At 59.8% G+C, this 23342-nt stretch carries 19 protein-coding genes; 13 read left to right on the forward strand and 6 right to left on the reverse strand.

Annotation, left to right across the window (positions count from 1 at the left end):
* Nucleotides 1-5 precede the first annotated feature (5 nt).
* From BTN45_RS16855 to panB, 5 genes are all read left to right on the forward strand, one after another.
* Nucleotides 6-1997, forward strand: coding sequence for an acetyl/propionyl/methylcrotonyl-CoA carboxylase subunit alpha (locus BTN45_RS16855; RefSeq protein ID WP_207590164.1), 1992 nt, complete (start codon nucleotides 6-8; stop codon nucleotides 1995-1997).
* 1 nt (nucleotide 1998) lies between these two features.
* Nucleotides 1999-2988: a hydroxymethylglutaryl-CoA lyase gene (locus BTN45_RS16860; RefSeq protein WP_207590165.1), complete on the forward strand. Its 990-nt coding sequence runs from the start codon at nucleotides 1999-2001 to the stop codon at nucleotides 2986-2988.
* Nucleotides 2915-3691 (forward strand): enoyl-CoA hydratase-related protein, encoded by a 777-nt coding sequence (locus BTN45_RS16865; RefSeq protein ID WP_207590166.1) that lies wholly within the window; start codon nucleotides 2915-2917, stop codon nucleotides 3689-3691. Before BTN45_RS16860 ends, BTN45_RS16865 begins: the two co-directional genes overlap by 74 nt.
* Nucleotides 3692-3829: 138 nt before the next feature.
* Nucleotides 3830-4708 (forward strand): pantoate--beta-alanine ligase, encoded by an 879-nt coding sequence (panC, locus tag BTN45_RS16870; protein ID WP_207590167.1) that lies wholly within the window; start codon nucleotides 3830-3832, stop codon nucleotides 4706-4708.
* Nucleotides 4705-5547, forward strand: coding sequence for a 3-methyl-2-oxobutanoate hydroxymethyltransferase (gene panB / locus BTN45_RS16875; protein ID WP_207590172.1), 843 nt, complete (start codon nucleotides 4705-4707; stop codon nucleotides 5545-5547). The genes panC and panB overlap by 4 nt, the downstream gene beginning before the upstream one ends.
* A 194-nt stretch (nucleotides 5548-5741) precedes the next feature.
* Here panB and rhaI read toward each other — a convergent pair whose 3' ends face one another.
* Nucleotides 5742-7034: an L-rhamnose catabolism isomerase gene (rhaI, locus tag BTN45_RS16880; RefSeq protein ID WP_207590174.1), complete on the reverse strand. Its 1293-nt coding sequence runs from the start codon at nucleotides 7032-7034 to the stop codon at nucleotides 5742-5744.
* Nucleotides 7035-7086: 52 nt separating this feature from the next.
* Complete coding sequence (locus BTN45_RS16885; protein WP_207590176.1) at nucleotides 7087-9183, reverse strand: bifunctional rhamnulose-1-phosphate aldolase/short-chain dehydrogenase; 2097 nt, start codon at nucleotides 9181-9183, stop codon at nucleotides 7087-7089.
* Between the two features lie 197 nt (nucleotides 9184-9380).
* On the opposite strand from BTN45_RS16885, the gene BTN45_RS16890 reads away from it, so the two are divergent.
* The 7 genes from BTN45_RS16890 (at nucleotide 9381) to BTN45_RS16920 (ending at nucleotide 16758) form a co-directional block, all read left to right on the forward strand.
* Complete coding sequence (locus BTN45_RS16890) at nucleotides 9381-10211, forward strand: DeoR/GlpR family DNA-binding transcription regulator (protein ID WP_004445548.1); 831 nt, start codon at nucleotides 9381-9383, stop codon at nucleotides 10209-10211.
* Nucleotides 10212-10261: 50 nt separating this feature from the next.
* Nucleotides 10262-11272, forward strand: a complete 1011-nt coding sequence (gene rhaS / locus BTN45_RS16895; RefSeq protein ID WP_035211982.1) for a rhamnose ABC transporter substrate-binding protein — start codon at nucleotides 10262-10264, stop codon at nucleotides 11270-11272.
* Nucleotides 11273-11496: 224 nt separating this feature from the next.
* Nucleotides 11497-13032: a sugar ABC transporter ATP-binding protein gene (locus tag BTN45_RS16900; RefSeq protein WP_207590177.1), complete on the forward strand. Its 1536-nt coding sequence runs from the start codon at nucleotides 11497-11499 to the stop codon at nucleotides 13030-13032.
* Nucleotides 13033-13043: 11 nt separating this feature from the next.
* The gene (locus BTN45_RS16905) at nucleotides 13044-14045 is read left to right on the forward strand and encodes an ABC transporter permease (protein WP_072493166.1); all 1002 of its coding nucleotides are present in this window, start codon (nucleotides 13044-13046) and stop codon (nucleotides 14043-14045) included.
* Entirely contained in the window at nucleotides 14042-15052 is a 1011-nt protein-coding gene (locus tag BTN45_RS16910) for an ABC transporter permease (RefSeq protein WP_072493167.1), read from the forward strand. The genes BTN45_RS16905 and BTN45_RS16910 overlap by 4 nt, the downstream gene beginning before the upstream one ends.
* Nucleotides 15053-15055: 3 nt before the next feature.
* On the forward strand, nucleotides 15056-15379 hold the full coding sequence (rhaM, locus tag BTN45_RS16915) for an L-rhamnose mutarotase (RefSeq protein ID WP_207590178.1): 324 nt from the start codon (nucleotides 15056-15058) through the stop codon (nucleotides 15377-15379).
* Nucleotides 15376-16758 (forward strand): FGGY-family carbohydrate kinase, encoded by a 1383-nt coding sequence (locus BTN45_RS16920; protein WP_207590179.1) that lies wholly within the window; start codon nucleotides 15376-15378, stop codon nucleotides 16756-16758. Before rhaM ends, BTN45_RS16920 begins: the two co-directional genes overlap by 4 nt.
* 55 nt (nucleotides 16759-16813) lie before the next feature.
* Here BTN45_RS16920 and BTN45_RS16925 read toward each other — a convergent pair whose 3' ends face one another.
* The 4 genes from BTN45_RS16925 to BTN45_RS16940 form a co-directional block, all read right to left on the reverse strand.
* The gene (locus tag BTN45_RS16925; RefSeq protein ID WP_034497086.1) at nucleotides 16814-17650 is read right to left on the reverse strand and encodes an alpha/beta hydrolase; all 837 of its coding nucleotides are present in this window, start codon (nucleotides 17648-17650) and stop codon (nucleotides 16814-16816) included.
* 315 nt (nucleotides 17651-17965) lie between these two features.
* Nucleotides 17966-18661, reverse strand: a complete 696-nt coding sequence (locus BTN45_RS16930; RefSeq protein WP_006698480.1) for an FkbM family methyltransferase — start codon at nucleotides 18659-18661, stop codon at nucleotides 17966-17968.
* A 155-nt stretch (nucleotides 18662-18816) separates the two neighbouring features.
* Nucleotides 18817-20751: an EAL domain-containing protein gene (locus BTN45_RS16935; RefSeq protein WP_003585661.1), complete on the reverse strand. Its 1935-nt coding sequence runs from the start codon at nucleotides 20749-20751 to the stop codon at nucleotides 18817-18819.
* Between the two features lie 9 nt (nucleotides 20752-20760).
* Nucleotides 20761-21267 carry an oxidoreductase gene (locus tag BTN45_RS16940; RefSeq protein WP_077985719.1) on the reverse strand — a complete coding sequence of 169 codons (507 nt, stop codon included), beginning with the start codon at nucleotides 21265-21267 and terminating at the stop codon, nucleotides 20761-20763.
* Nucleotides 21268-21881: 614 nt separating this feature from the next.
* Between BTN45_RS16940 and BTN45_RS16945 the strand changes: the two genes are divergently transcribed.
* Nucleotides 21882-23318 (forward strand): NAD-dependent succinate-semialdehyde dehydrogenase, encoded by a 1437-nt coding sequence (locus BTN45_RS16945; RefSeq protein WP_035211673.1) that lies wholly within the window; start codon nucleotides 21882-21884, stop codon nucleotides 23316-23318.
* Nucleotides 23319-23342 lie beyond the last annotated feature (24 nt).

A 23342-nucleotide genomic window follows, 5' to 3' on the forward strand; every position in this document is an offset into this window, starting at 1 on the left:
CGACGATGTTTTCGAAAATACTCATCGCCAACAGGGGCGAGATCGCCTGCCGCATCATCCATACCGCCCGCAAAATGGGCATTCGTACCGTCGCCGTTTATTCCGATGCCGATCGTGACGCCATGCATGTGGCGCTTGCCGACGAAGCGATCGCCATCGGCGCTGCACCCGCGCGTGCCTCCTATCTCGATGGCGAAAAGATCATCGCCGCAGCGAAGACAAGCGGCGCAGAAGCCATTCATCCGGGTTACGGTTTCCTTTCGGAAAATGCCGGTTTCGCCGAAGCCTGTTCCGCCGCCGGGCTGGTGTTCATCGGCCCACCGGCCGCGGCGATCCGCGCCATGGGCGGCAAAAGCGAAGCAAAGGCACTGATGGCCAAGGCTGGCGTGCCCGTGGTTCCCGGCTATCACGGTAAGGACCAGGCGGAGGAACGGCTGGGGAATGAGGCGGAAGCCATAGGCTATCCCGTCCTGCTCAAGGCTTCGGCCGGCGGCGGCGGCAAGGGCATGCGCATCGTCAGGCAAAAACGTGAATTTGCGGCGGAACTTGCCGGGGCAAAACGCGAGGCGTCGGCCGCCTTCGGTGATGACCGCATGCTGATCGAAAAATATCTCGAACGGCCGCGCCATGTGGAGGTGCAGATCTTTGCCGATAGCCACGGCAATTGTTTTTCCCTTTTCGAACGTGACTGCTCCATCCAGCGCAGGCATCAGAAGGTTTTGGAAGAAGCCCCTGCCCCCGGCCTGCCGGATGCGCTCAGGCAACGTATGTATGAAGCGGCAACAGCCGCCGCCCGCGCGATCGACTATCGCGGTGCGGGAACCGTGGAATTCCTGCTCGATCCTTCCGGCGCATTCTATTTCATGGAAATGAATACGAGGCTTCAGGTCGAACATCCCGTGACCGAGTATATTACCGGTCTCGATCTGGTCGAATGGCAGATCCGTGTTGCGGATGGTGAAACGTTACCGCAGGACTGGGCCGATCTCAGCATACATGGTCATGCCATCGAGGCCCGTATCTATGCCGAAGACCCGGCGCATGATTTCCTGCCCTCGGTCGGCACCATCAGCCATCTCGTTTTCCCCGATCAGGGCCCTCACGTCAGGATCGACAGCGGCATCCGCGCCGGCGACGCCATCACCGTGCATTACGATCCGATGATCGCCAAGCTTATCGTCTGGGATCGGGACCGAGCCTCAGCCGTGCGGCGTCTGACGCTGGCGCTGGAAAATCTGGCGATCTGCGGCGTTACCAGCAACGCCGCCTTTCTGACACGGCTTGCCCGATTGGAAGCTTTCGCCTCAGCCGACCTCGATACGGGTTTCATCACCCGCAACGAGGCGTCGCTCTTTGCTCCAGCCTCGAGTGACGGAAGTGTCATCGCCCTCGCCGCGCTTGGCCTGCTGTTCTCCCGCCGGACAAATGGAATGTCGCAATCAGAGGCGGATCCCCATAGCCCGTGGAACACGAAGGCCGCATTCCGCCTCAACGCACCGGCGCGGGAAACGCTGAATTTCATGTTTGATAACCAGCCGTTAAGCGTCGGCGTCACGCATGAGGGTGATGAATTCACGCTCGCAATCGAGGGGCGGACGATCCGGGCCCACGGCAGCCTTTCCGGTGACGGCCAGCTCCTTGCAACCTTGGACGGCCGGAAAAGTCAGGGCTATTTCTTCGCCGAGACCGGCACCTATGCGCTTTTCCTGCATGGCGAGCCTTACCGCATCAGCCAGCCAGATCCCGTCGAAATCGCGGATTCTTCTGTTCACGCCGCTGGCCTGGAAGCTCCCATGCCGGGCGTGATCCGCGCGGTGCTCAGCCGAAACGGTGCTGTCGTGGAGGCGGGCGACGCGCTTGTGGTGATGGAAGCGATGAAGATGGAGCATACGATCCGTGCGCCGGCGAAGGGCATCGTCACGGCCATCAATTGCAATGAGGGCGATATGGTCGCGGCCGGCGCGGTGCTGGTGAATTTCGAGCCGGAAGGAGCATGAGATGAGCTTGCCCCGAACCGTCAGGATCGTTGAGGTCGGCGCACGTGACGGCTTGCAGAATGAGACCACCGATGTTCCGACCGCGACAAAAATCGAGCTGATCGAGCGGCTGGCTGCAGCAGGACTGAGAACGGTGGAAGCGGGCGCTTTCGTCTCACCCAAAAAAGTGCCGCAGATGGCGGGTTCGAAAGAGGTCTTTAGAGGCCTCGAAAGGCGAGCGGGAACGGCCTATCCGGCGCTTGTTCCCAACATGAGAGGTTTCGAAGCCGCCATTGAAGCCGGTGTGACGGAAATCGCGGTTTTCGTGTCCGCCTCCGAAGGTTTCAGCCAGCACAACATCGGCTGTTCGCGCGCCGAAAGCCTCGACCGTCTGCGCGATGTCGCGGATGCCGCTGCCGTGCGAAATATCCTCATGCGCGGTTACCTTTCCTGCATCGCCGGCTGCCCCTATGACGGAGCAGTTGCGCCCGATGAAGTGGCGGCGATGGCCGATGCCCTTGTTGCGCTCGGCTGCCATGAAATCTCGCTGGGTGATACGATCGGCATCGGCACGGCGGGCCAGATCCGCAACATTATCGAGCGGGTCTCGGCACATGTCGCGCTTGAAAAACTCGCCATGCATTTCCACGATACCTACGGACAGGGCGTCGCCAACGTGCTGGCTTCGCTTCAACAGGGTATAACGACGTTCGACAGTTCCGTCGCCGGGCTGGGCGGTTGCCCCTTCGCGCCGGGCGCGAGCGGCAACGTCGCCACCGAAGACGTCATTTATCTGCTGGCGGGACTTGGCATAGAAACCGGCGTCGACCTGATGGCCGTGGCGACAACCGGTGACTGGATAAGCAGGCATCTGGGCAGGTCCAATGCAGCGCGTGCCGGCAAGGCACTTCTCGCCGCGAAACAGAAGGGTGAAGCCCATGGCAAAAGAGGTGTTAAGCGAGAAACGCAAGGACGTTCTGTGGCTGACGCTCAACCGACCGGAGGTGCATAATGCCCTGAATGCCGCGATGACCGATGCGCTCACCCATGCGATTCGCGCAGCCTCCGGCGACCATGGCCTGCGCGCCGTTGTGATAACGGCAGCGGGAGAACGCAGTTTCTGTTCGGGTGCAGATCTGAAGGAAAGTGCGGGCGGCATGTTCCTGTCCCGGGACGGCACGAACCCTATAGCCGACGTCATGCGCGCCATAGAAGGCTGCGACAGGCCCGTCATCGCCCGCATCAATGGCCGGGTTCTGGCGGGCGGGCTTGGCCTCGTTGCCGCCTGCGATCTCGTCTATGCAGCCGATCATGCCGAATTCGGCCTGCCGGAGGTGAAGGTCGGTCTTTTCCCCGCCATGGTCGCAGCGAAACTCCTGGCAAAAATCCCATTGGGCGGGCTTCAGGAAATGGCTTATCTCGGCCACACGGTCAGCGCCAGTGAGGCGACACGTCTCGGGCTCATAAACCGCGCCGTTCCCCTCGCCAGCCTCGACGGCCTTATCGAAGAGGTTCTCGCAACGCTGCGGCACAATGCACCGGGTGCCATCGCGGCCGGAAAGGCGGCGCTGCTCGCCATGCGCGACATGCCATCGGCGGACCGGCTCGTCTTCGCCGAACGCATCATCGCCGTCGTCAGCGGCAGTGATGAGGCGCGGGAGGGACGTCTGGCCTTTGCGGAAAAACGCCCCCCGCGCTGGACCGGCAAGCCCTGAGGCCAGACAGGCAGGGTGTGTCGATCGCCAACTCCGTTAATCGATATAATGGGTTTGACCGCGTTGACCCAGTTTCACAAATCGCGTTCTATCCAGCACCTTTCGCCGGAGGGTGATCTGGAAGCCGGAGGAGACCCTATGCGCCTTGTAAAAACTGTCGCCGAATTGCGCGATGCGATCGCCGTCTTTCGCCGCGCCGGCAAAACCGTCGGCTTCGTACCGACGATGGGTTTCCTCCATATCGGTCATCTCACGCTGGTTTCCAGGGCGAAGGCGGAAAACGACGTGACGGTGGTTTCCATCTTTGTCAATCCGCTGCAATTCGGCGCCAATGAGGATCTGGCCCGCTATCCGCGCGACCTCGCCCGCGACAGCGCGCTTCTGGAGGAAGCTGGCGTCGACATTCTTTTCGCGCCCGAAGTCTCGGAGATGTATCCGCGTCCAATGGCAACCGTCGTTGACGTGCCGGAACTCGGCAGCCAGCTGGAAGGCGCGGTTCGGCCGGGGCATTTCGCCGGTGTCGCAACCGTGGTGACGAAGCTTTTTAATCTCGTTCAGCCAGATTCGGCCTATTTCGGTGAGAAGGACTATCAGCAGGTAACGTTGATCCGCCGCATGGTCGAGGACCTCGCCCAGCCGGTCAGGGTCGTTCCCGTCACAACCGTGCGGGAGCCGGATGGGCTCGCCTGCTCCTCACGCAACGTCTATCTGAGCGCTGAGGAGCGCGCCGCCGCCGTGATCGTTCCGCGGGCGCTGAACGAGGCGGAACGGCTTTATGACCTGGGATTGGATGACCCCGCCGCGTTCGAAGCGGCTCTCGAAACATTTATCGCCGCCGAGCCTTTGGCATGTCCCGACGTCGTTGCGGTACGCGATCCCGATACGCTGGCACCCGTTGCTTCCGTGCAGGCAGGGCCAATATTGGTGGCGCTGTTCGTGCGCCTCGGCAGCACAAGGCTTCTCGACAACCGCGTCATCGGCCGCGAGAGAACAGATAAAAGGGAGGCCGCCCAATGAGCGCCCATGGAAAACAAAAACGGCTGACGACGGCCTCCATCCGGCAGATGAAGGGCGAGGCGCGCATCGTTTGCCTGACCGCCTATACCACACCGATCGCCCGCCTGCTTGACCCGCATTGCGACCTGCTGCTGGTCGGCGATTCCCTCGGCATGGTGCTCTACGGCATGGATACCACAGTCGGCGTGACGCTGGACATGATGATCGCCCACGGCCGCGCCGTCATGCGCGGCGTCGAACATGCCTGCGTCATCGTTGATCTGCCCTTCGGAACCTATCAGGAATCCAAGGAACAGGCCTTCCGCAACGCGGCGCAGCTGATGCAGGAAACCGGCTGCGACGGCGTGAAGCTGGAGGGAGGCGAGGAAATGGCAGAAACCATCGCCTTCCTGGTAGCCCGCGGCATTCCCGTCTTCGGCCATGTCGGTCTGATGCCGCAGCTTGTTCACACGGCCGGCGGCTTCCGCTCGCTGGGGCATTCTGATGCTGAAACGCAAAAGATCTGGCGTGACGCGATTGCGGTGGATCAGGCGGGCGCCTTCGCCATCGTCGTGGAAGGCACAGTCGAGCCGCTGGCCCGCGAGCTGACGGAAAAACTTGCCGCGCCCACCGTTGGCATCGGCGCATCGCCAGCCTGTGACGGGCAGGTGCTGGTTTCCGACGACATGCTCGGCCTCTTCACCGACTTCAAACCGAAATTCGTCAAGCGTTTCGCCGATCTGGGCCCGACGATCTCCGAAGCGGCGGCGGCCTATGCCGATGAGGTTCGCGCAGGGGCGTTTCCCGGGCCCGAACATACGTTTCAGGTGCGCCGACAATCGCCTTCTGGGACGTCGTGAAGGCGCGCAGCGGGCGGGGGCGCTTCGTGACCAACACCTTCACCTTCGTCATGCTCGGGCCTCTCCCGAGCATCTATTACCGATCGATTTTATGCAAAGCAGGCAGATCCTCGGCACAATGCCGAGGATGACGTCGAGATAGGGGCAAGGTGTGTAGTCAGCCTCGGCTCCGCCCTGTTCCAACGACACCGAATTTACACAATCCCGCCGCTGCCGCCAACCGAAGCCGGGCGCTTCGCCGCAACCCGCTTGCGATAGCCGCTTGCCCGATAGGCCGCAATCGGATCAATCGCGCCGCCTGCCAGTTGCCGCGCCTGAGCGAGAATCGGTTCGACATCGGTGCGATAGGCCCGCTTCAGCACATCTGAAGCCATCAATGCATCATTGTCCTGCTGGTAGCCGTCAAGAGCCACACGATCCACCAGCAGCGCCTGCGCATAGGCGCGACGGATTTCGTTGGCGCTGGAGATCAGGCTTTCGATCGGGTCCGTCACATTATGCGACTGATCGATCATGTGGGCGGGATGGAAACCCTTCACCCCGCGATGTTCGGCGTCGACAAGTTCGTTGAAAACCAGGAACAGGCGGTAAGGGTCGATTGAGCCGGCATCCAGATCGTCATCGCCATATTTGCTGTCGTTGAAGTGGAAACCACCGAGCTTGCCGAACTGTATCAGCCGGGCGACGATCATTTCGATATTGGTGTTGGGCGCATGGTGACCAAGATCAACGAGGCAGAAGGCCTTGTCGCCGAGCGCATTGGCGATAAGATAATTGGTACCCCAATCCTGCACGACGGTGGAATAAAAGGCCGGCTCATACATCTTGTGTTCGGAAAAGATGCGCCAGTCATCGGGCAGCGCCTTGTAGATGTCGGCCATTGCGGCGAGATAACGCTCGAAACTTCTGGTGAAATTGCTCTGTCCGGGGAAGTTGGAGCCATCACCCACCCAGACCGTCAGGGCCTTGGAGCCGATGGCCCTACCGATTTCGATACATTCGAGATTGTGTTCCACCGCCTGCCGGCGTGTGGCGGCGTCGGTGTGGCTGAGCGAGCCGTATTTGTAGGAATGGCTCTGGCCCAAAGCATCCGAAAACGTGTTGGAGTTCATGGCGTCGAAGCCGAGACCCAGCGCATCCGCATGGGCTTTCAGGCGTTTCGGGTCTTCCTTGTCCCACGGAATATGCAGTGAAACATTGGGCGTCGCCCGCGTCAGCTGGTTGATGACGGCGCAGTCATCGAGCTTGTCGAAAATGCCGCGCGGTTCGCCCGCGCCGGGAAAACGGGCAAAACGGGTTCCGCCGGTGCCGACGCCCCAGGAGGGCACGGCAACGAAAAATTCCGCCACCTTGGCCGTAACGGCATCAATGTCGATGTTACGGCGAGCGAGCTGGTTGCCCAGCGCCTGATAGTCGTCTTTCTGTGCCCCGGCGCGCTTTTCGTTTTCAGCCGCGATCACATCGGCGGCGATTTTCGTCTCGGTCATTTTTTTCCTCCCCGGTCAACGCGGCGTTACCGCCAGCCGTTACCGCCCCCAATTATCGCGTAAAACTCTGCGCATTACCGGCATCGACATTGATGATGTTGCCGGTCGACTTGGCCGAGGCGTCTGACGCCAGAAAGTATATCGCCTCGGCGATGTCTTCCGGAAAGACGTTCAGCTTCAGCATTGATCGCTTGCGGTAATGTTCCTCCAGATCGGTCACTTCGATCTTGGAAGAGGCCGCGCGCTGCTCGCGCCATTCGCCGCTCCAGATCTTCGAACCGCGCAGCACGGCATCGGGATTGACGGTGTTGACGCGAATGCCGGCCTCCGCCCCCTCAAGCGCAAGGCAACGGGCGAGATGAATTTCTGCCGCCTTCGCGGTGCAATAGGCCGAGGCATTGGGCGAAGAGGCGAGGCCGTTCTTGGAAGCGACAAAAACGACGTTGCCGCCGAGATTCTGGCGCCGCAGCAGCCGGAATGCTTCTCGCGAAACGAGGAAATAGCCTGTCGCGAGAATGTCGATATTCTTGTTCCACATGGCAAGCGTCGTATCTTCCACCGGAGCGGAAGAAGCGATGCCGGCATTGGAAACGAGGATATCCACGCCTCCGAATTCCACACTCGCTTCCGCGAAGGCGGAAATCACTGCATTCTCCTGCGTCACGTCAAGCTTGACGGTACGCACCGCATCCGCGCTGTACCGCTTGACGAAATCGCCCTTCGCAGCCTCCAGTGCCGCTTCGTCGATATCGGCCAGCACCACACAGGCACCCTCGCCCGCCAGCCGCTCCGCCGTCGCCCGGCCGATACCGCCGGCGCCGCCCGTAACGAAGGCCACGCGGCCCGCAAGGCTCTTCGGCTTCGGCATGCGCTGCAGCTTCGCTTCTTCCAGCAGCCAATATTCGATATCGAAGGCTTCCTGCTCGGGAAGACCCTGATATTCCGACACGGTGGACGCGCCACGCATGACATTAATGGCGTTGACATAAAATTCGCCGGCGATGCGGGCCGTGGCCTTGTCTTTAGCGAAAGACAACATGCCGACGCCGGGGATGAGGAATATCACCGGGTTCGGATCACGCATTTTTGGCGAATTATCGTGGCGGCAAGCTTCATAATAGCGCGTGTAATCCGCGCGATAGTCCTCCAGCGCCTTGTCTAGGCTGGCCGTCAGCGCATCCACATCTGGATTTGCGGTATCGAGATCAAGGATCAGCGGACGAATTTTCGTGCGCAGGAAATGGTCAGGGCAGGATGTGCCCAGCGCACCGAGCGGTTTCAAATCCTTCGAATTGACGAATTCCAGAACGGCATCCTGATCGTCAAAATGGCCGAGCTTGCGTTCTTCACGGCCGATGCGGCCACGGATTTCCGGCATCAACCGGGCAGCGATGGCCCGACGTTCGGCAACCGGCAGGCTTTTGGCCACTGCCCCGCCGAAGATCACCTTGCCTTCGGTCTTTTCCGCGAACCATTCGATCGCCTTGTTGATGATGGCGAGCGTCAGTTCGTAACACGCCTTGGCGTCGTTATCCCAGGTGAAGAGGCCGTGGCTTTCCAGCACGACGCCCTTGGCTTTCGGATTGGCCTTGACGAAAGCTTCCAGATCAAGGCCCAGCTGGAAACCGGGGCGACGCCAGGGCAGCCAACCGATGTCGTCGCCGAAAATCTGCTGCGTCAATTCCTTCGAGTTTTTCGAGGCGGCGATAGCGATGATTGCATCGGGATGCATATGATCGACATGATCATAAGGCACGAAACCGTGCAGCGGCGTATCTATGGAGGCCGCGCGCGGATTGAGGTTGAAGTTGCAATGCGGCAGGAAGCCGACCATGCGGTCCTCATCCTGAACACCCTTGTAAATGCCTTTCAGCGCTTCCAGCTTGTCGAGATAAAGCGTTGCAAAACCATCAAGCTTGATGGTGCCGACATCGCCGCCGGAGCCCTTCACCCACATGACGCGGACCTTCTCGCCCGTCAGGGGATCGGTTTCAAGCACCTTTGCCGATGTGTTCCCGCCGCCGTAATTGGTGATGCGCTTGTCGGCACCGAGCAGGTTGGAGCGGTAAAGAAGCTTTCCCGGCTCATCGAGCGTCCCGGCATAAGCATCGTCCCAACGGCTTTCGAGAAGGCGGGATGTTCCCGTCATGTCTTCCTCCCACATGGTCTTCATTCGCGAACCGACACCGGTCCGCCTCCTTTGACGGCAGGTATCGCGCATCCAAAAGCCCAATGTCAATCAAAAACGATCATAAATTTTCATGTTGCAGCGCGATATTGATTAATTTGATCGTTGTTGATTGACAACGTAAAGAGATTGCGAATAATCACGATCAGGAGGACCAAATGCACGAACGCGAACGCCATCGCATCATCTTGAGCGCCATACAGGAAAAACCTGTGGTGACGGTGCAGGATATTGCGGAATTGACGGATGCGTCGGAAGCGACCATTCGGCGGGATATTGCGTCCCTGCACGTGCAGGGCAAATTGCGGCGCGTGCGCGGCGGTGCGGAAGCGGTGCATCCGCCGCAGCTCGGCAATCTGGCCGCGCGGCCTTTCCGCGTGTCCGAATCAGTCAATATCGACAAGAAACGCGCAATTGCGCGCAAGGCGGTCGATCTCTGCAATGATGGCGATGCGATCATCCTGAATGGCGGCACCACGACATTCCAGATGGTGCATTATATGGCGGCGCGCCGCCTGCAGGTGATGACCAATTCTTTCGCCATCGCCGAGCATCTGGTGAAGCATTCCAAATGCAATGTCAGCGTGCCGGGTGGCGCGATCTATCGTGACCAGAGCCTGATCCTGTCACCCTTCGAGAATGACGCAATCCGCAACTTCTATGCACGGCGGATTTTTCTCGGGGCGCAGGGCGTGGGTGCGCTCGGCATCATGGAATCCGACGCGCTGGTCATACAGAGCGAGCAGAAGCTGATGCGGCAGGCGGAAGAGCTGATCGTGATGGTCGATTCCTCGAAATTCAGGAAACGGTCCAGCCTCATTCTCTGCCCGCTCGAGAACGTCTCGACCATCATCACCGATGACGGGATTTCTGACGAGGCGGCAAGGATGGTGGAAGATGCCGGGGTAGAGCTGCTGATCGCCGGCGCCGTGGCGGACGCGAAAACGGCCGGTCCGCCGGATGAGGAGAATTCTTCGTCGGTCGCTTGAGGAGCGCCGGCAGGGAAGTTGCAAGGTTCAAAAACGGGAGGAAAAGGGACATGAAACTTACACGCAGAACATTGACGAGCATACTCGCGCTCGGCGCGGCACTCTCCGTCGCCGGCCTCGGCGGCGTTGCACAGGCCGCCGACGTGAAGATCGCGCTGGTGGTGAAATCGCTTGGCAACGGCTTTTTCGAAGCCGCCAACAAGGGCGCACAGGAGGCCGCAAAGGACCTCGGCGGAGTCGAGATCATCTATACCGGCCCGACCAGCACAACGGCGGAAGGCCAGATCGAAGTCATCAATTCGCTGATCGCGCAGGGCGTCGACGCCATTGCCATTTCCGCCAACGATCCCGACGCCGTGGTTCCGGCGCTGAAGAAGGCGGCGCAGCGCGGCATCAAGGTGATTTCCTGGGATTCCGGCGTTGCGCCCGAAGGACGGATTCTTCAGCTCAACCCCTCGTCCAACGCGCTGATCGGCAAGATGTGCCTGCAGCTCGCAGCATCGCATCTGGAAGGCGGCAAGGGCGATTTCGCCATTCTTTCGGCTACCACCACCTCCACGAACCAGAATATCTGGATCGATGAGATGAAGAAGCAGCTGAAGGACTTCCCCGGCCTCAACCTCGTCACGACGGTCTATGGCGACGACCTCGCCGACAAGAGCTACCGCGAAGCACAGGGCCTTCTCTCCTCGCAGCCGAATGTGAAGGTCATCGTCGCGCCAACGACGGTCGGCGTTCTCGCCGCTTCGCAGGCCGTGAAGGATGCCGGCAAGATCGGTCAGGTCTATGTCACCGGTCTTGGCCTGCCTTCCGAAATGGCCGGCGCCATCAAGTCGGGCGCGACCAAGGAATTCGCCATCTGGAACCCCATCGACCTCGGCTATTCCGCCACCCAGATCGCCTATCGCCTCGTGAAGGGCGAAACCGACGGCAAGCCGGGTTCGGAAATTGAAGCCGGCCGTATGGGCAAGATCAAGGTTGGTGAAAACAGCGAAGCGGCGATGGCTGATCCGTTTGTTTATGACGCGAAGAATATCGATCAGTTTTCGAAGATTTTTTGATCTGAGAAGTTGCTGACCGCGGGCGGAGGGTTACCCCCTCTGCCCTGCCGGGCATTTCCCCCTAAAGGGGGGAGATCGACTCGCGGATAAGTTTCGCCCATCTCGACATTTGCGAATGAAGTGGTGGTAGAGCCTCCTGCCGATCTCCCCCTCGAGGGGGAGATGCCCGGCAGTGCAGAGGGGGTAGCTCCTCGCCGCTTCACACAAACCGACCGGTAAGACGAATGATGCGTGCCGAACCCCAAATCCTAAACGCTGCAGAAGCTCCCAGCGCCACGCCCATTCTCGAAATGCGCGGCATCAGCCAGATATTCCCGGGCGTCAAGGCGCTGGATGGCGTCGATATTGCGCTTTACCCCGGCAAGGTCACCGCCCTGATCGGCGAAAACGGCGCGGGCAAATCCACGCTCGTCAAGATCCTCACCGGCATCTATCGCCCGAACGAGGGCGAAATCCTTCTCGACGGCCAGCCCGTCAATTTTCACAGCGCACAGGATGCCATCGATGCCGGCGTGACGGCCATTCATCAGGAAACCGTGCTGTTCGATGAGCTTTCCGTCGGTGAAAACATCTTTCTCGGTCATGCCCCGAAGGGCCGTTTCGGCCTGATCGACTGGAAGACCATCAATACGCGTGCCAGAATTCTGCTTGAACAGCTCGAAAGCGCCATCGATCCGACGATCCGGCTGAAAGACCTGTCGATCGCACAGCGCCACCTCGTCGCCATTGCCCGCGCCCTGTCGGTCGAGGCGCGCATCGTCATCATGGACGAACCGACCGCCGCCCTTTCGCGCAAGGAAATCGATGATCTCTTCCGCATCGTCGAAAACCTGAAGCGGCAGGGCAAGGCTATTCTCTTCATCAGCCACAAATTCGATGAGGTCTATGAGATTGCGGAAAACTATGCCGTCTTCCGGGACGGCAGGATGGTGGGCGCCGGCACGCTCACGACCACCCCGCAGGATGAAATCGTTCGGCTGATGGTTGGCCGTGATGTAACGAATGCCTTTCCAAAGCAGGCTGTTACGCTGGGTCCCACGGTTCTTTCAGTCCGCGATTACTCTCATCAGACCGAGTTTCGCGATATCTCTCTCGAGCTACGCAAGGGCGAAATTCTTGGCCTTTACGGGCTGATCGGCGCCGGGCGTTCGGAGCTTTGCCAGTCGCTGTTCGGCATCACCCGCCCGGCATCGGGTGAAGTGATGTTGAACGGCCAACCCATCACAATCCGCTCGCCGGAAGATGCCATCCGCGCCGGTATCGTTTACGTGCCGGAGGAACGCGGCCGCCACGGCCTGGCGCTCGACATGCCGATCTACCAGAACATGTCGCTGCCTTCACTTACTCGCACCTCGCGCAAGGGCTTCCTGGCCGCCGCCAACGAATTCGCGCTTGCGCGCAAATATGCCTCGCGGCTCGATCTGCGCGCCGCCGCCCTTTCGGTGCCGGTCGGTACGCTTTCAGGCGGCAACCAGCAGAAGGTGGTGATCGGCAAATGGCTCGCCACCCAGCCAAAGGTCATCATTCTCGATGAGCCGACAAAGGGCATCGATATCGGCTCCAAGGCAGCGGTGCACGGCTTCATCAGCGAGCTCGCGGCCGAAGGCCTGTCGATCATCATGATCTCGTCCGAACTTCCCGAAATCCTCGGCATGTCCGACCGCGCCATCGTCATGCGCGAAGGCCTGATGGCGGGCCAGTTCGAACGCGCCGATTTTTCCCCGGAAAAGCTGGTGCGCGCCGCCACCGGCAATGCCTGAGAGGGGCTAACATGCAACGTCTACTCAAAAACCGCGAATGGCTGCTGGCGGGTATCATCATCGTCATGATCGCCGGTTTTGCGATGCGCGCCCCCGGCTTCGGCCGGCCCGGCAATCTCGTCAACATCTTCAACGATACCTCCATTCTCATCATTTTGGCGCTGGGCCAGATGGCGGTCATCCTTACAAAATCCATAGACCTTTCGGTCGCAGCCAATCTTGCCTTTACCGGTATGGCGGTGGCGATGACCAACGCTGCCTTTCCGGGCATTCCGCTGCCGCTTCTTATCGTCATGGCTGTCGGCATCGGCGCGTTTCTCGGCTCGCTCAACGGCGTTCTGGTCTGGTGGCTCGGCATTCCGCCCATCGTCGTCACGCTTGGTACACTCACCATCTATCGCGGCATGGCCTTCGTGCTTTCGGGCGGCGGCTGGGTGAATGCGCACCAGCTATCCCCCACTTTCCTCAACGTGCCGCGCACCATGATTCTCGGCATGCCGGTCCTTTCCTGGGTGGCGATCCTCATCATCGCCGGCGCCTGGCTGGTGCTCGGCCGGACTTCCTTCGGCCGCTCCGCTTATGCCTCGGGCGGTAATCCGAGTGCAGCCGTTTATGCAGGCATCGATGTCGGCCGCACGCGCTTCTTCGCCTTCGTGCTCTCGGGCGCGCTCGCCGGTCTCGCCAGCTATCTCTGGGTGTCGCGTTACGCGGTTGCCTATGTCGACATCGCCGCCGGCTTCGAACTGGACAGCGTGGCGGCAAATGTGATCGGCGGCATCTCGATTGCGGGCGGCATCGGTTCGGTGGCGGGTGCCGTGCTTGGCGCGCTGTTCCTCGGCGTCATCAAGAACGCGCTCCCCGTCATTGGCATCTCGCCCTTCGCGCAGATGGCGATATCAGGCGTCGTCATCGTGCTCGCCGTCGTCTTCAACGCCCGCGCCGAAGCCAGGAAAGGCCGCATCATCCTGCGGGACCGCGCCGCAGGTGATCAGCCCACGGAGGCCGCAGCATGAGCACGCCATCCCATTCAACACAAAGCCCGCGCATCATTCCAGACAAGCTGGGAACACCTCTACGTCGCATCATGGGCAGCTGGGAAGTGCTGCTGCTCGGCGTCGCGATCCTGATCTTCATCGCAAATTCGCTGGCCTCGCCCTATTTCCTCAATGCCTGGAACCTGTCTGATGCGACCTTCAATTTCACGGAAAAGGCCATCATCGCATTTGCCATGGCGCTGCTGATCATCGCCGGTGAGATCGATCTCTCGGTCGCCGCCATCATCGCGCTCGCGTCCACCGCCATGGGCGCTGCGGCGCAGATGGGCGCCGGCACGCCGGGCCTTGTTGCGATCGGCATCGGCACCGGGCTTTTGTGCGGCGCCTTCAACGGTTTCCTGGTCGCCGGGCTGAAACTGCCGTCCATCGTCGTCACCATCGGTACCATGAGCCTGTTTCGCGGCATTTCCTACATGGTGCTGGGTGATCAGGCCTATGGCAAATACCCCGCCGATTTCGCCTATTTCGGTCAGGGTTACGTCTTCTGGGTGATTTCGTTCGAATTCGTCCTGTTTATCGCCATGGCCATTCTCTTCGCCGTTCTGCTGCATGCCACCAATTTTGGCCGGCAGGTCTATGTGATCGGCAACAACCCGTTCGCCGCCCGTTTCTCCGGCATCCCCGTCGAGCGGGTGAAGTTCATCCTCTTCCTGCTCACGGGCCTGATGAGCGGCATTGCCGCCGTCTGCCTCACCTCGCGGCTCGGTTCGACGCGGCCGTCGATTGCTCAGGGCTGGGAGCTGGAGGTCGTCACGATGGTTGTGCTGGGCGGCGTGTCGATCCTCGGCGGCTCCGGCACCATCGCAGGCGTCGTCATCGCAGCCTTCGTCATGGGCCTCGTCACCTTCGGGCTTGGTCTTTTAAATGTGCCCGGCATCGTCATGTCGATCTTCGTTGGCCTGCTGCTGATCATCACCATCGCCATCCCCATCGTTGTCCGCCGCCTTCGGTCCATGAGAAGCTGAGCCATGACGGAACTCGAAAAATACGCCTTCAAGATGAAACTCTTTCCGGGAAAAGAGGCCGAATATAAAAAGCGCCATGACGAGATATGGCCGGAACTGGTGACGCTGCTGCACGAGGAAGGGGTGAGTGACTATTCCATTCATCTCGACCCGGAAACCAACATCCTTTTCGGCGTGCTGACGCGCCCGAAGACCCATCGCATGGCGGCTCTGCCAGAGCATCCCGTGATGAAAAAGTGGTGGGCCCACATGGCCGATATCATGGAGAGCAATCCCGATAATTCGCCGGTCGCAAAAGACCTGGTGACGGTGTTCCATCTGCCATGAGCAAGAGCACCAGACCGGACCGCGTCGCGGTCATCGATATCGGCAAGACCAACGCCAAGGTCGTCGTCATCGACACCGGCAGCGGCGAGGAGATTGCCAGCAAAAAACAGGCGAACCCCGTCCTCCGCGATGGAATTTATCCGCATTACGATGTGGAGATGCTCTGGCGCTTCATTCTCTCCACGCTTCAGCGTTTCGGCCAGAAGCCCGGCTTCGATGCGATTTCCATCACGACCCATGGCGCTTCGGCAGCACTTCTCGATGGGAACGGCGACCTCGCCATGCCTGTGCTCGATTATGAACACAGCTATCCCGCAGCCATTGAGGAAGCCTATCGCAACATCCGGCCCGATTTTGCCGAGACCGGTTCACCACAGCTTCCCGCCGGGCTGAACCTTGGCGCGCAAATACATTTCCAGAAGACGGCCTTTCCGAACGATTTCGCCAGGGTGCGCAGCATCGTTACCTATCCACAATATTGGGCGGGACGTCTGACCGGCATTCGGGCCACGGAAACGACCTCGCTCGGCTGTCATACCGATCTCTGGAACCCGCGCCGGAAGAGCTTCTCCTCGCTCGTCGAGCGTCTCGGTATCGAGACGTTAATGGCGCCGGTCCGCTCCGCTTTCGATGTCCTGGGTACAATCCACCAATCACTGGCAATCGAAACCGGCCTTTCGCCGCATATGCCGGTTTATTGTGGAATCCACGATTCCAACGCCTCGCTCCTGCCGCATCTTCTGCGCCGCGACGGTGATTTTTCGGTCGTCTCCACCGGCACCTGGGTGGTGAATTTCGCCATTGGCGGCGCGGCGGGTGCGCTCGATCCCATCCGCGACACACTCTTGAATGTCGATGCTTTCGGCCGTCCCGTTCCCTCCTCTCGCTTCATGGGCGGCAGGGAATATGAAATGCTGGCACAGCAATTCGGAGAAGCGAAAGACGAAGCAATAGACGCAGCTCTCGGCGGCGTTGTGGCCAGGGGCATGATGCTGCTGCCGAGTGTTGTCAGCGGCTCCGGCCCGTTTCCGGACAAGACGGCGCAGTGGCTCAGCGATAAAAACGCCACCGCTGCAGAGCGACACGCGGCGACATCGCTTTACCTGGCGTTGATGACGGAATTCAGCCTTTCGCTCATCGGGCGGAAAGGTCCCATCCTTGTCGAAGGCCCTTTCGCCAGCAACGCCCTTTATCTGAAGGCGCTGGCCGGCTTTGCAGAGACGGACGTAACGGCGGTCGAAGGATCAACCGGCACCAGCGCGGGCGCGGCCCTGCTTACCGGCATCAAACCGCTTGCCGGTCGAGAGCGCCATTTCACGCCGCACGACATTCCCGGTCTCACCTCTTACCGCAATGTCTGGCGAGGCCGCCTCGCCTGATGCGAAACGCAAAATGCGGCCGAATGATCGGCCGCATTCTGATGTCGCAAAAGTATCAGCCCTTGATGAAGGCCAGCAGATCGGCGTTCAGCACATCGGCATTGACGGTGAGCATGCCATGCGAGAAACCGGGATAGGTCTTCAGCGTGCCGTTTTTCAGCAGCTTCACCGACTTGTGAGCGGAGTCGGCGATCGGAACGATCTGGTCGTCTTCACCGTGCAGAACAAGCGTCGGAACGCTGATATTCTTCAGGTCATCGGTCTGGTCGGTTTCCGAGAAGGCCTTGATGCCGTCGTAATGGGCCTTTGCACCACCCATCATTCCCTGACGCCACCAGTTCTGGATCACGCCTTCATGCACGGTCGCGCCATCGCGGTTGAAGCCATAGAACGGGCCGGCCGGCACGTCGCGGAAGAACTGCGCACGGTTTGCGGCAAGCGCTGAGCGGAAGCCGTCAAAAACCTCCATCGGGAGACCTTCCGGATTGGCTTCGGTCTTCAGCATCAGCGGCGGTACGGCGGAAACGAGAACCGCCTTGGCGACACGGCCGGCGGGTTCGCCATGCTTGGCGACATAACGCGCAACTTCGCCGCCACCGGTGGAATGGCCGATATGGACGGCATTCTTCAGATCCAGCGCTTCGACGACGGCGAAGGCGTCGGCGGCGTAGTGGTCCATGTCGTGACCATCGGCAACCTGGGCGGAACGGCCGTGACCACGGCGGTCATGGGCGACAACACGAAAACCCTTGGAGACGAAGAACAGCATCTGCGCATCCCAGTCATCGGACGAGAGCGGCCAGCCATGGTGGAAAACGATCGGCTGGGCATCCTTCGGGCCCCAGTCCTTGTAGAAGATTTCGGTTCCGTCTGTCGTCTTAACAAAGCCCATGATCGTTTCTCCTTCGGTTGCGTTGGAATCTCAGGTGCATCCTGTTGTGCGCCGGTTTGATGGAGGGATAATGACGCAGGAAAATGGCTTCAACAATTACAATAATAATTCGGAATGAATTGCATTTTTCGCAATAATAATAGAGCTGCCTGCTGCCAGATGAATTGCGGCACGGGCACTAAACGGCATGAAGCGCCAAAGGTTGCGCCAGATGGCGCAAGCGGTTGGTAAATGATTGCGCGCAGAACGCTTAGCGCCTGCCCGCAGCTTGAAACAAACTCTCCAACGTCGCCCTTGGCTTGAGATGCCCGGCTTTCAATCCACCTCGGGATCGTATTCCCTCGGGCTGTCATCCCGGGAAAACAGCACGCAAGGACCGCGAGAGCCGCGCGGATCATAGGCATAACCCTTGGCGGTGAGTGCCTGCATAATGTCGCGGACGCCGGCGAGACCGTAGAGGTGGTCGTGCAGCTCGACGAATATCCGCTCCACGCCGCTCAGGTCGGCCCTGCCTAGCAGATCGCGTTCCGCACCCTCGATATCCATGACGAGCGCTGTGATGCCGCGGCTCGCGATGAATTCATCGATGTTGGCGGAGGAGATTTCGATGCGTTTTTCATAGGGACCCTGATTTTCGTCCATGGACGACATCCAGAGATCCCTGCGAACGTAAAAAGAATAGGAGCTTGGCTCGTCGGCGGTGAGAAGCCCCTGCGAAAACACGACGTTACCCCGGCAATTGGCCTTGATCACCCGCTCGGCCAGCGCCGCAGTCGCGGGGTTGGCCTCGAAAGCCCATACGGAAACATCCTTGATCCCTGCAATGATCGACGTGATGATCCCGATACCGGAACCCAGCTCCAGCACCCGATCACCGGGCTTGATGGCTTTCAGGACGCTGCGAGCCTCCTTCGCCTCGTAGCTGCCGTCGGTCAGCGCCTGCCAGATGACGGGCGACACCTCATCGGAAGAAAGAGGCAGGGCAACTCCATGCACGTCCAGTATTTCCATGTCTCAAGCCTTTTCGCAAAATCCGGTCGTCTCGCCGCAACGGTCCCGTATCAACCGAAAATGCTCTACAGCATCGTTGCGGTAACCGGTATGGGTTTTCGCGAGCGACAGTATCACTTGGTAAAAATTCCAATGGCCGCCAGGACAGGCGCGTCTCAGGCAGAGCTCCAGGCGACGAGCTCCTTGGCCGGCAGCGGCCTGCTGATCAGATATCCCTGAACCTGGTCGCATCCCAGACGCCTGACGCATTCATATTGCTCTTCCGTCTCGATACCTTCCGCAATCGTCGTCATTCGCAAACTGCGGCCAACGCCGACCACGAATTCCACGATCGCCAGCGCATCCCGGTCGCTGGTGATATCGCGCAGAAAGGATCGGTCGATCTTGATCTTGTCGAAGGGGACGCCGCGCAGATTGGCGAGCGATGAATAGCCAGTGCCGAAATCATCCATGGCGATCTTGATGCCGACTGCCTTCAACCGCGACAGCGTGTTGATCGTCTGGTCGCTCTTGTTGAGCAGGATCGATTCGGTGATCTCAAGTTCGAGCCGGCTTGGTTCCAGTCCGCTTTTTTCAAGCGCGCCCATGACGTTTTGAATAAGGTTGGTACTGTGGAACTGAACGGGTGATAGATTAACGGCGACCTTCATGTCCTCGTCCCAGCCCATCGCCTCGCGGCAGGCGGTTTCCATCACCCACTTTCCGAGCGAATGGATGAGACCGGTTCTTTCCGCGACGGGAATGAACACACTGGGGGGCACATCGCCGCGCACCGGATGTTTCCAGCGAAGCAACGCCTCGAAGCCGCAAAGCTTGCGCGTCTGCGTCGCCACCTGCGGCTGGTAATAAACTTCCATCTCGTCGTTCTGCAGTGCCGTCTGCAGATCGGCTTCGAAGGATTTCTTCTCGGTCAGCTGCTTCTGCATCCGAACCTTGAAAACGCTCGCACGGCCTGGACCGATGGCTTTCGCCTCGTAAAGCGCCAGATCCGCCCGCTTGAACAATTCATCCGCATCCACTGCACCGTGCGATATGGCTATGCCGATGCAGGTGCCGATTTTGACCTCCTGCTCACCCAGCTGATAGGTGCGGCTGATCTGATCGATGAGCTTGGTGGCAAGACGGCGCGCGGCGTCCTCATTCAGATCGTCGGAGACAACCGCGAACTCATCGCCTCCAAGGCGGCAAACCATGTCATAATCGCCGCCGATGGCCGAGAGGCGCTGCGCCACGGCCTGAAGCAGCGCATCGCCTGCATCGTGGCCGAGCGTGTCGTTGACATCCTTGAACCCGTCGAGATCGAGCAACAATATGGCTGTCGTACCGGTGCCACCGAAGGACCGGCGCAGCCGCTCGATCAGTTCCTGCCGGAACAGCGCCCGGTTCGGCAGGCCCGTCAGCGCATCGTGATAGGCATCATGCTCCAGACGGACATTCTTTGCCTGCAACTCCAGCGTCGCGGCGCGCAGATCGTCCGTCAGCCCGCGCATGCTTTTCTGCGCGCGGTTCAGGAGATCGTTCTGGCGAAGCAGCAATATGACAAGCGCGATGCCGCAGAGGATGAGACCGCCAGCCAGCGCCGTATAGACGATGTGGAGCTTGCGGACATCCTCATGGGCGGTATCGATCAGATTCACATCATACGCGACGGAAGACGACGCGAGCGTCGTCATCGGCGCATCCAGCGCGCTCATGGCGGCAAGAAGATCGGGCACATCGCTCGAATTCAAGCTGTTTATCTGCTGTTCGAGACGCGCCAGAACGGCGTCAAGGCGGGTTACCAGATCCCGCCATTGCTGCTTTTCATTGATGAAAGCGCCGAGGTTGCCCTGCTTCAACAGCTCCAGGCGACTGAGCATGATATCCAGACGCAGCTGCAATTCATCCCGGTCAACCCTGCCGGGATTAAGCGCGAACACAGCGAGTTTATTCTGGAGGCGCAGATATTCGGCTACGGTCTGGCTGACGGCCCATGAGTCATTATAGCGGGCGAACTTCTGCAGAGCGGTCTGCCGCTCGGCAATGACGAAAGCGATATAGCCCGTTGCCAGGACGAAGCAACAGATGATCACCGCCACAAGTTTTCGCAAACGGCACCTTTATTCCACTATCAGTTTGGCGACTTGCCATGCGGACCGCGAATAATAAGTCTGCTTCTGCAGTTCCGGGTCGCTGTCATAGGGATAGATGACAAACAACGGGCCCTTTTCGCGTACTGTCATATAATTGCCATCCAGTTTGATGGCGAGGATAACATTGAATTTCTTAAAGTCTTCAACCGGTATCGTGCTCACATAATCGTTGAGAGCCACCGCCGTGACACTGGTGCCCTTTGCGCCGACGACATCCATCAGCTTGGCAAGCGACACACCGTCAAAACGGACACGGCCGTCGTGCCACGGTGTCGTCGTCTCCACGGTGTCCATGCCGAGCGCTTCCAGCATGTCGCGGTCAAATTCCGCAGCTCCATCGGTATTGGTGTTGGTGATGTTGCCGGATATGGTTAATATCGGCTTGCCCTGCGGCTTGGCTATGTCTCCCGCCTCGGCACAGGAAAGCCACAAGAGCGACATGAACGCACTGAGAAGTACCCGGGCGAAATTCATAATTTTTCTCCATCGATAACGTTCAGGTCGAGGGTTTTCGCCAACCCTGGAAGGTCAAGGGAACCGCCAACAGCATATATATCAGGAACCGATGTTATATCCTCACTGAGATTTTATCCGTATTTTCTCTAGGTATTGAGTAAACCCTTTGGATAATTTTTCCGTCTTATTGTACTTTTTGACGTTGCGCGCCCTGTTATGACGCAACCGGCAACGCCGCGCACCGCCCGCCCCTGATCCGTCCAGCGTGACCACGGCCGAATTGTGGCCGAATTTCCACCGTTTCCTTACGGAGCAACGTGATTCGCGCCCGCCGTTGCGGCCGAAAAACGGCATCGACTTCCATGGCGGCACAAACGGCGAATGATGGTTCCGCGTCACATAAAAATCATGGCATTACCTCGGGCAAGCGGTTGAAACATACCGCCCGGAACTTAATATAAGCACTGTCGTTTCCGTTTCCGGCAGTCCACGACCTCCGCCGGAAAAGCCCAGACACCTGTTCCACGCTGCGAAAGCTGCGACGCCGGATTTCGTCCGGCCAGGAAAATTCTGTTCACCTCTCCGGGCCGGGCGGCATGCGCCGTATCGGCCGCATCATGAAGGTAGCCCCTATGCACACCTATCCCGACATCAAACTTCTCATTGGTGGCGAATGGCGCGATGCCGTTTCCGGTAAGACAATCGCCGTCTCCGATCCGGCGACGGACGAAATCATCGGCGCGATTGCGCATGCCGAGAAGGAAGACCTCGATCTGGCGCTCGCCGCAGCCGAGCGGGGTTTCAAGGTGTGGCGCGACACCTCGCCCTTTGAGCGCTCCAAGATCATGCGCAGGGCGGCCGACATATTGCGCGAGCGCAAGGACAAGATCGCCTACATCATGACCCGCGAACAGGGCAAGCCGCTGGCGCAGTCCGCCACTGAAATCATGGGCGCGGCCGACACCATCGACTGGTTCGCAGAAGAGGCGCGCCGCACCTATGGGCAGGTCATCCCGGCACGGGCAACCGGTGTCTCACAGCTGGCCATCAAGCTGCCGGTCGGACCCGTTGCAGCGTTTACGCCATGGAACTTCCCGATCAACCAGATCGTCCGCAAGCTTTCCGCCGCGCTTGCAACCGGCTGCTCCATCATCGTCAAGGCGCCGGAAGAGACGCCGGCGTCGCCTGCCGAACTCATCCGCGCCTTTGTTGATGCGGGCGTTCCGGCGGGCGTCGTCGGCCTCGTCTATGGCGTACCGTCAGAGATTTCGGAATATCTCATTCCGCATCCGGTCATTCGCAAGATATCCTTCACAGGCTCCACCCCCGTTGGCAAACATCTGGCTGCGCTGGCCGGAAGGCACATGAAGCGTGCAACGATGGAACTGGGCGGCCATGCGCCTGTCATGATCTTCGACGACGCCGATATCGACAAGGCCATCGAAGTCACCTCGCTTGCCAAGTTCCGCAATGCCGGCCAGGTCTGTGTCGCCCCTACCCGCTTCCTTGTGCAGGACGGCGTGGCCGATCGGTTCCTTGAAGGTTTTGTGGAAGCAACCAAGGCGATCAAGGTGGGCAATGGCCTGGAAGATGGTGTTGTGATGGGCCCGCTCGCCAATGAACGTCGCATCCCGGCGCTGGAAGGCCTCATCAACGACGCCGTTTCGCATGGCGGCGAATTGAGGACCGGCGGCCGCCGCATCGGTAACAAGGGCAATTTCTTCGAGCCGACGGTTCTCGCCAATGTGCCGACATCAGCCAAGATCATGAATGACGAACCCTTCGGCCCGGTCGCCATTATCAACCGGTTCTCAAGCTTCGATGACGCCATCACCGAGGCGAACCGCCTGCCCTTCGGCCTTGCATCTTATGCCTTCACCGGTTCGGTCAAGACCGCGCACGCGCTCGGCCAGCAGGTCGAGGCTGGCATGCTGACGATCAACCACAACGGCCTCGCTCTTCCCGAAGTCCCCTTTGGCGGTATCAAGGACTCCGGTTATGGCACGGAAGGCGGCTCCGAAGCTGTCCAGGCCTATCTGGAGACGAAGTTCGTCAGCCAGATGAGCTGATTTTTCCAGAAAATTCTTCTCCCG

The organism is Rhizobium sp. ZX09, assembly GCF_017357485.1.
Classification (GTDB): domain Bacteria; phylum Pseudomonadota; class Alphaproteobacteria; order Rhizobiales; family Rhizobiaceae; genus Agrobacterium; species Agrobacterium pusense.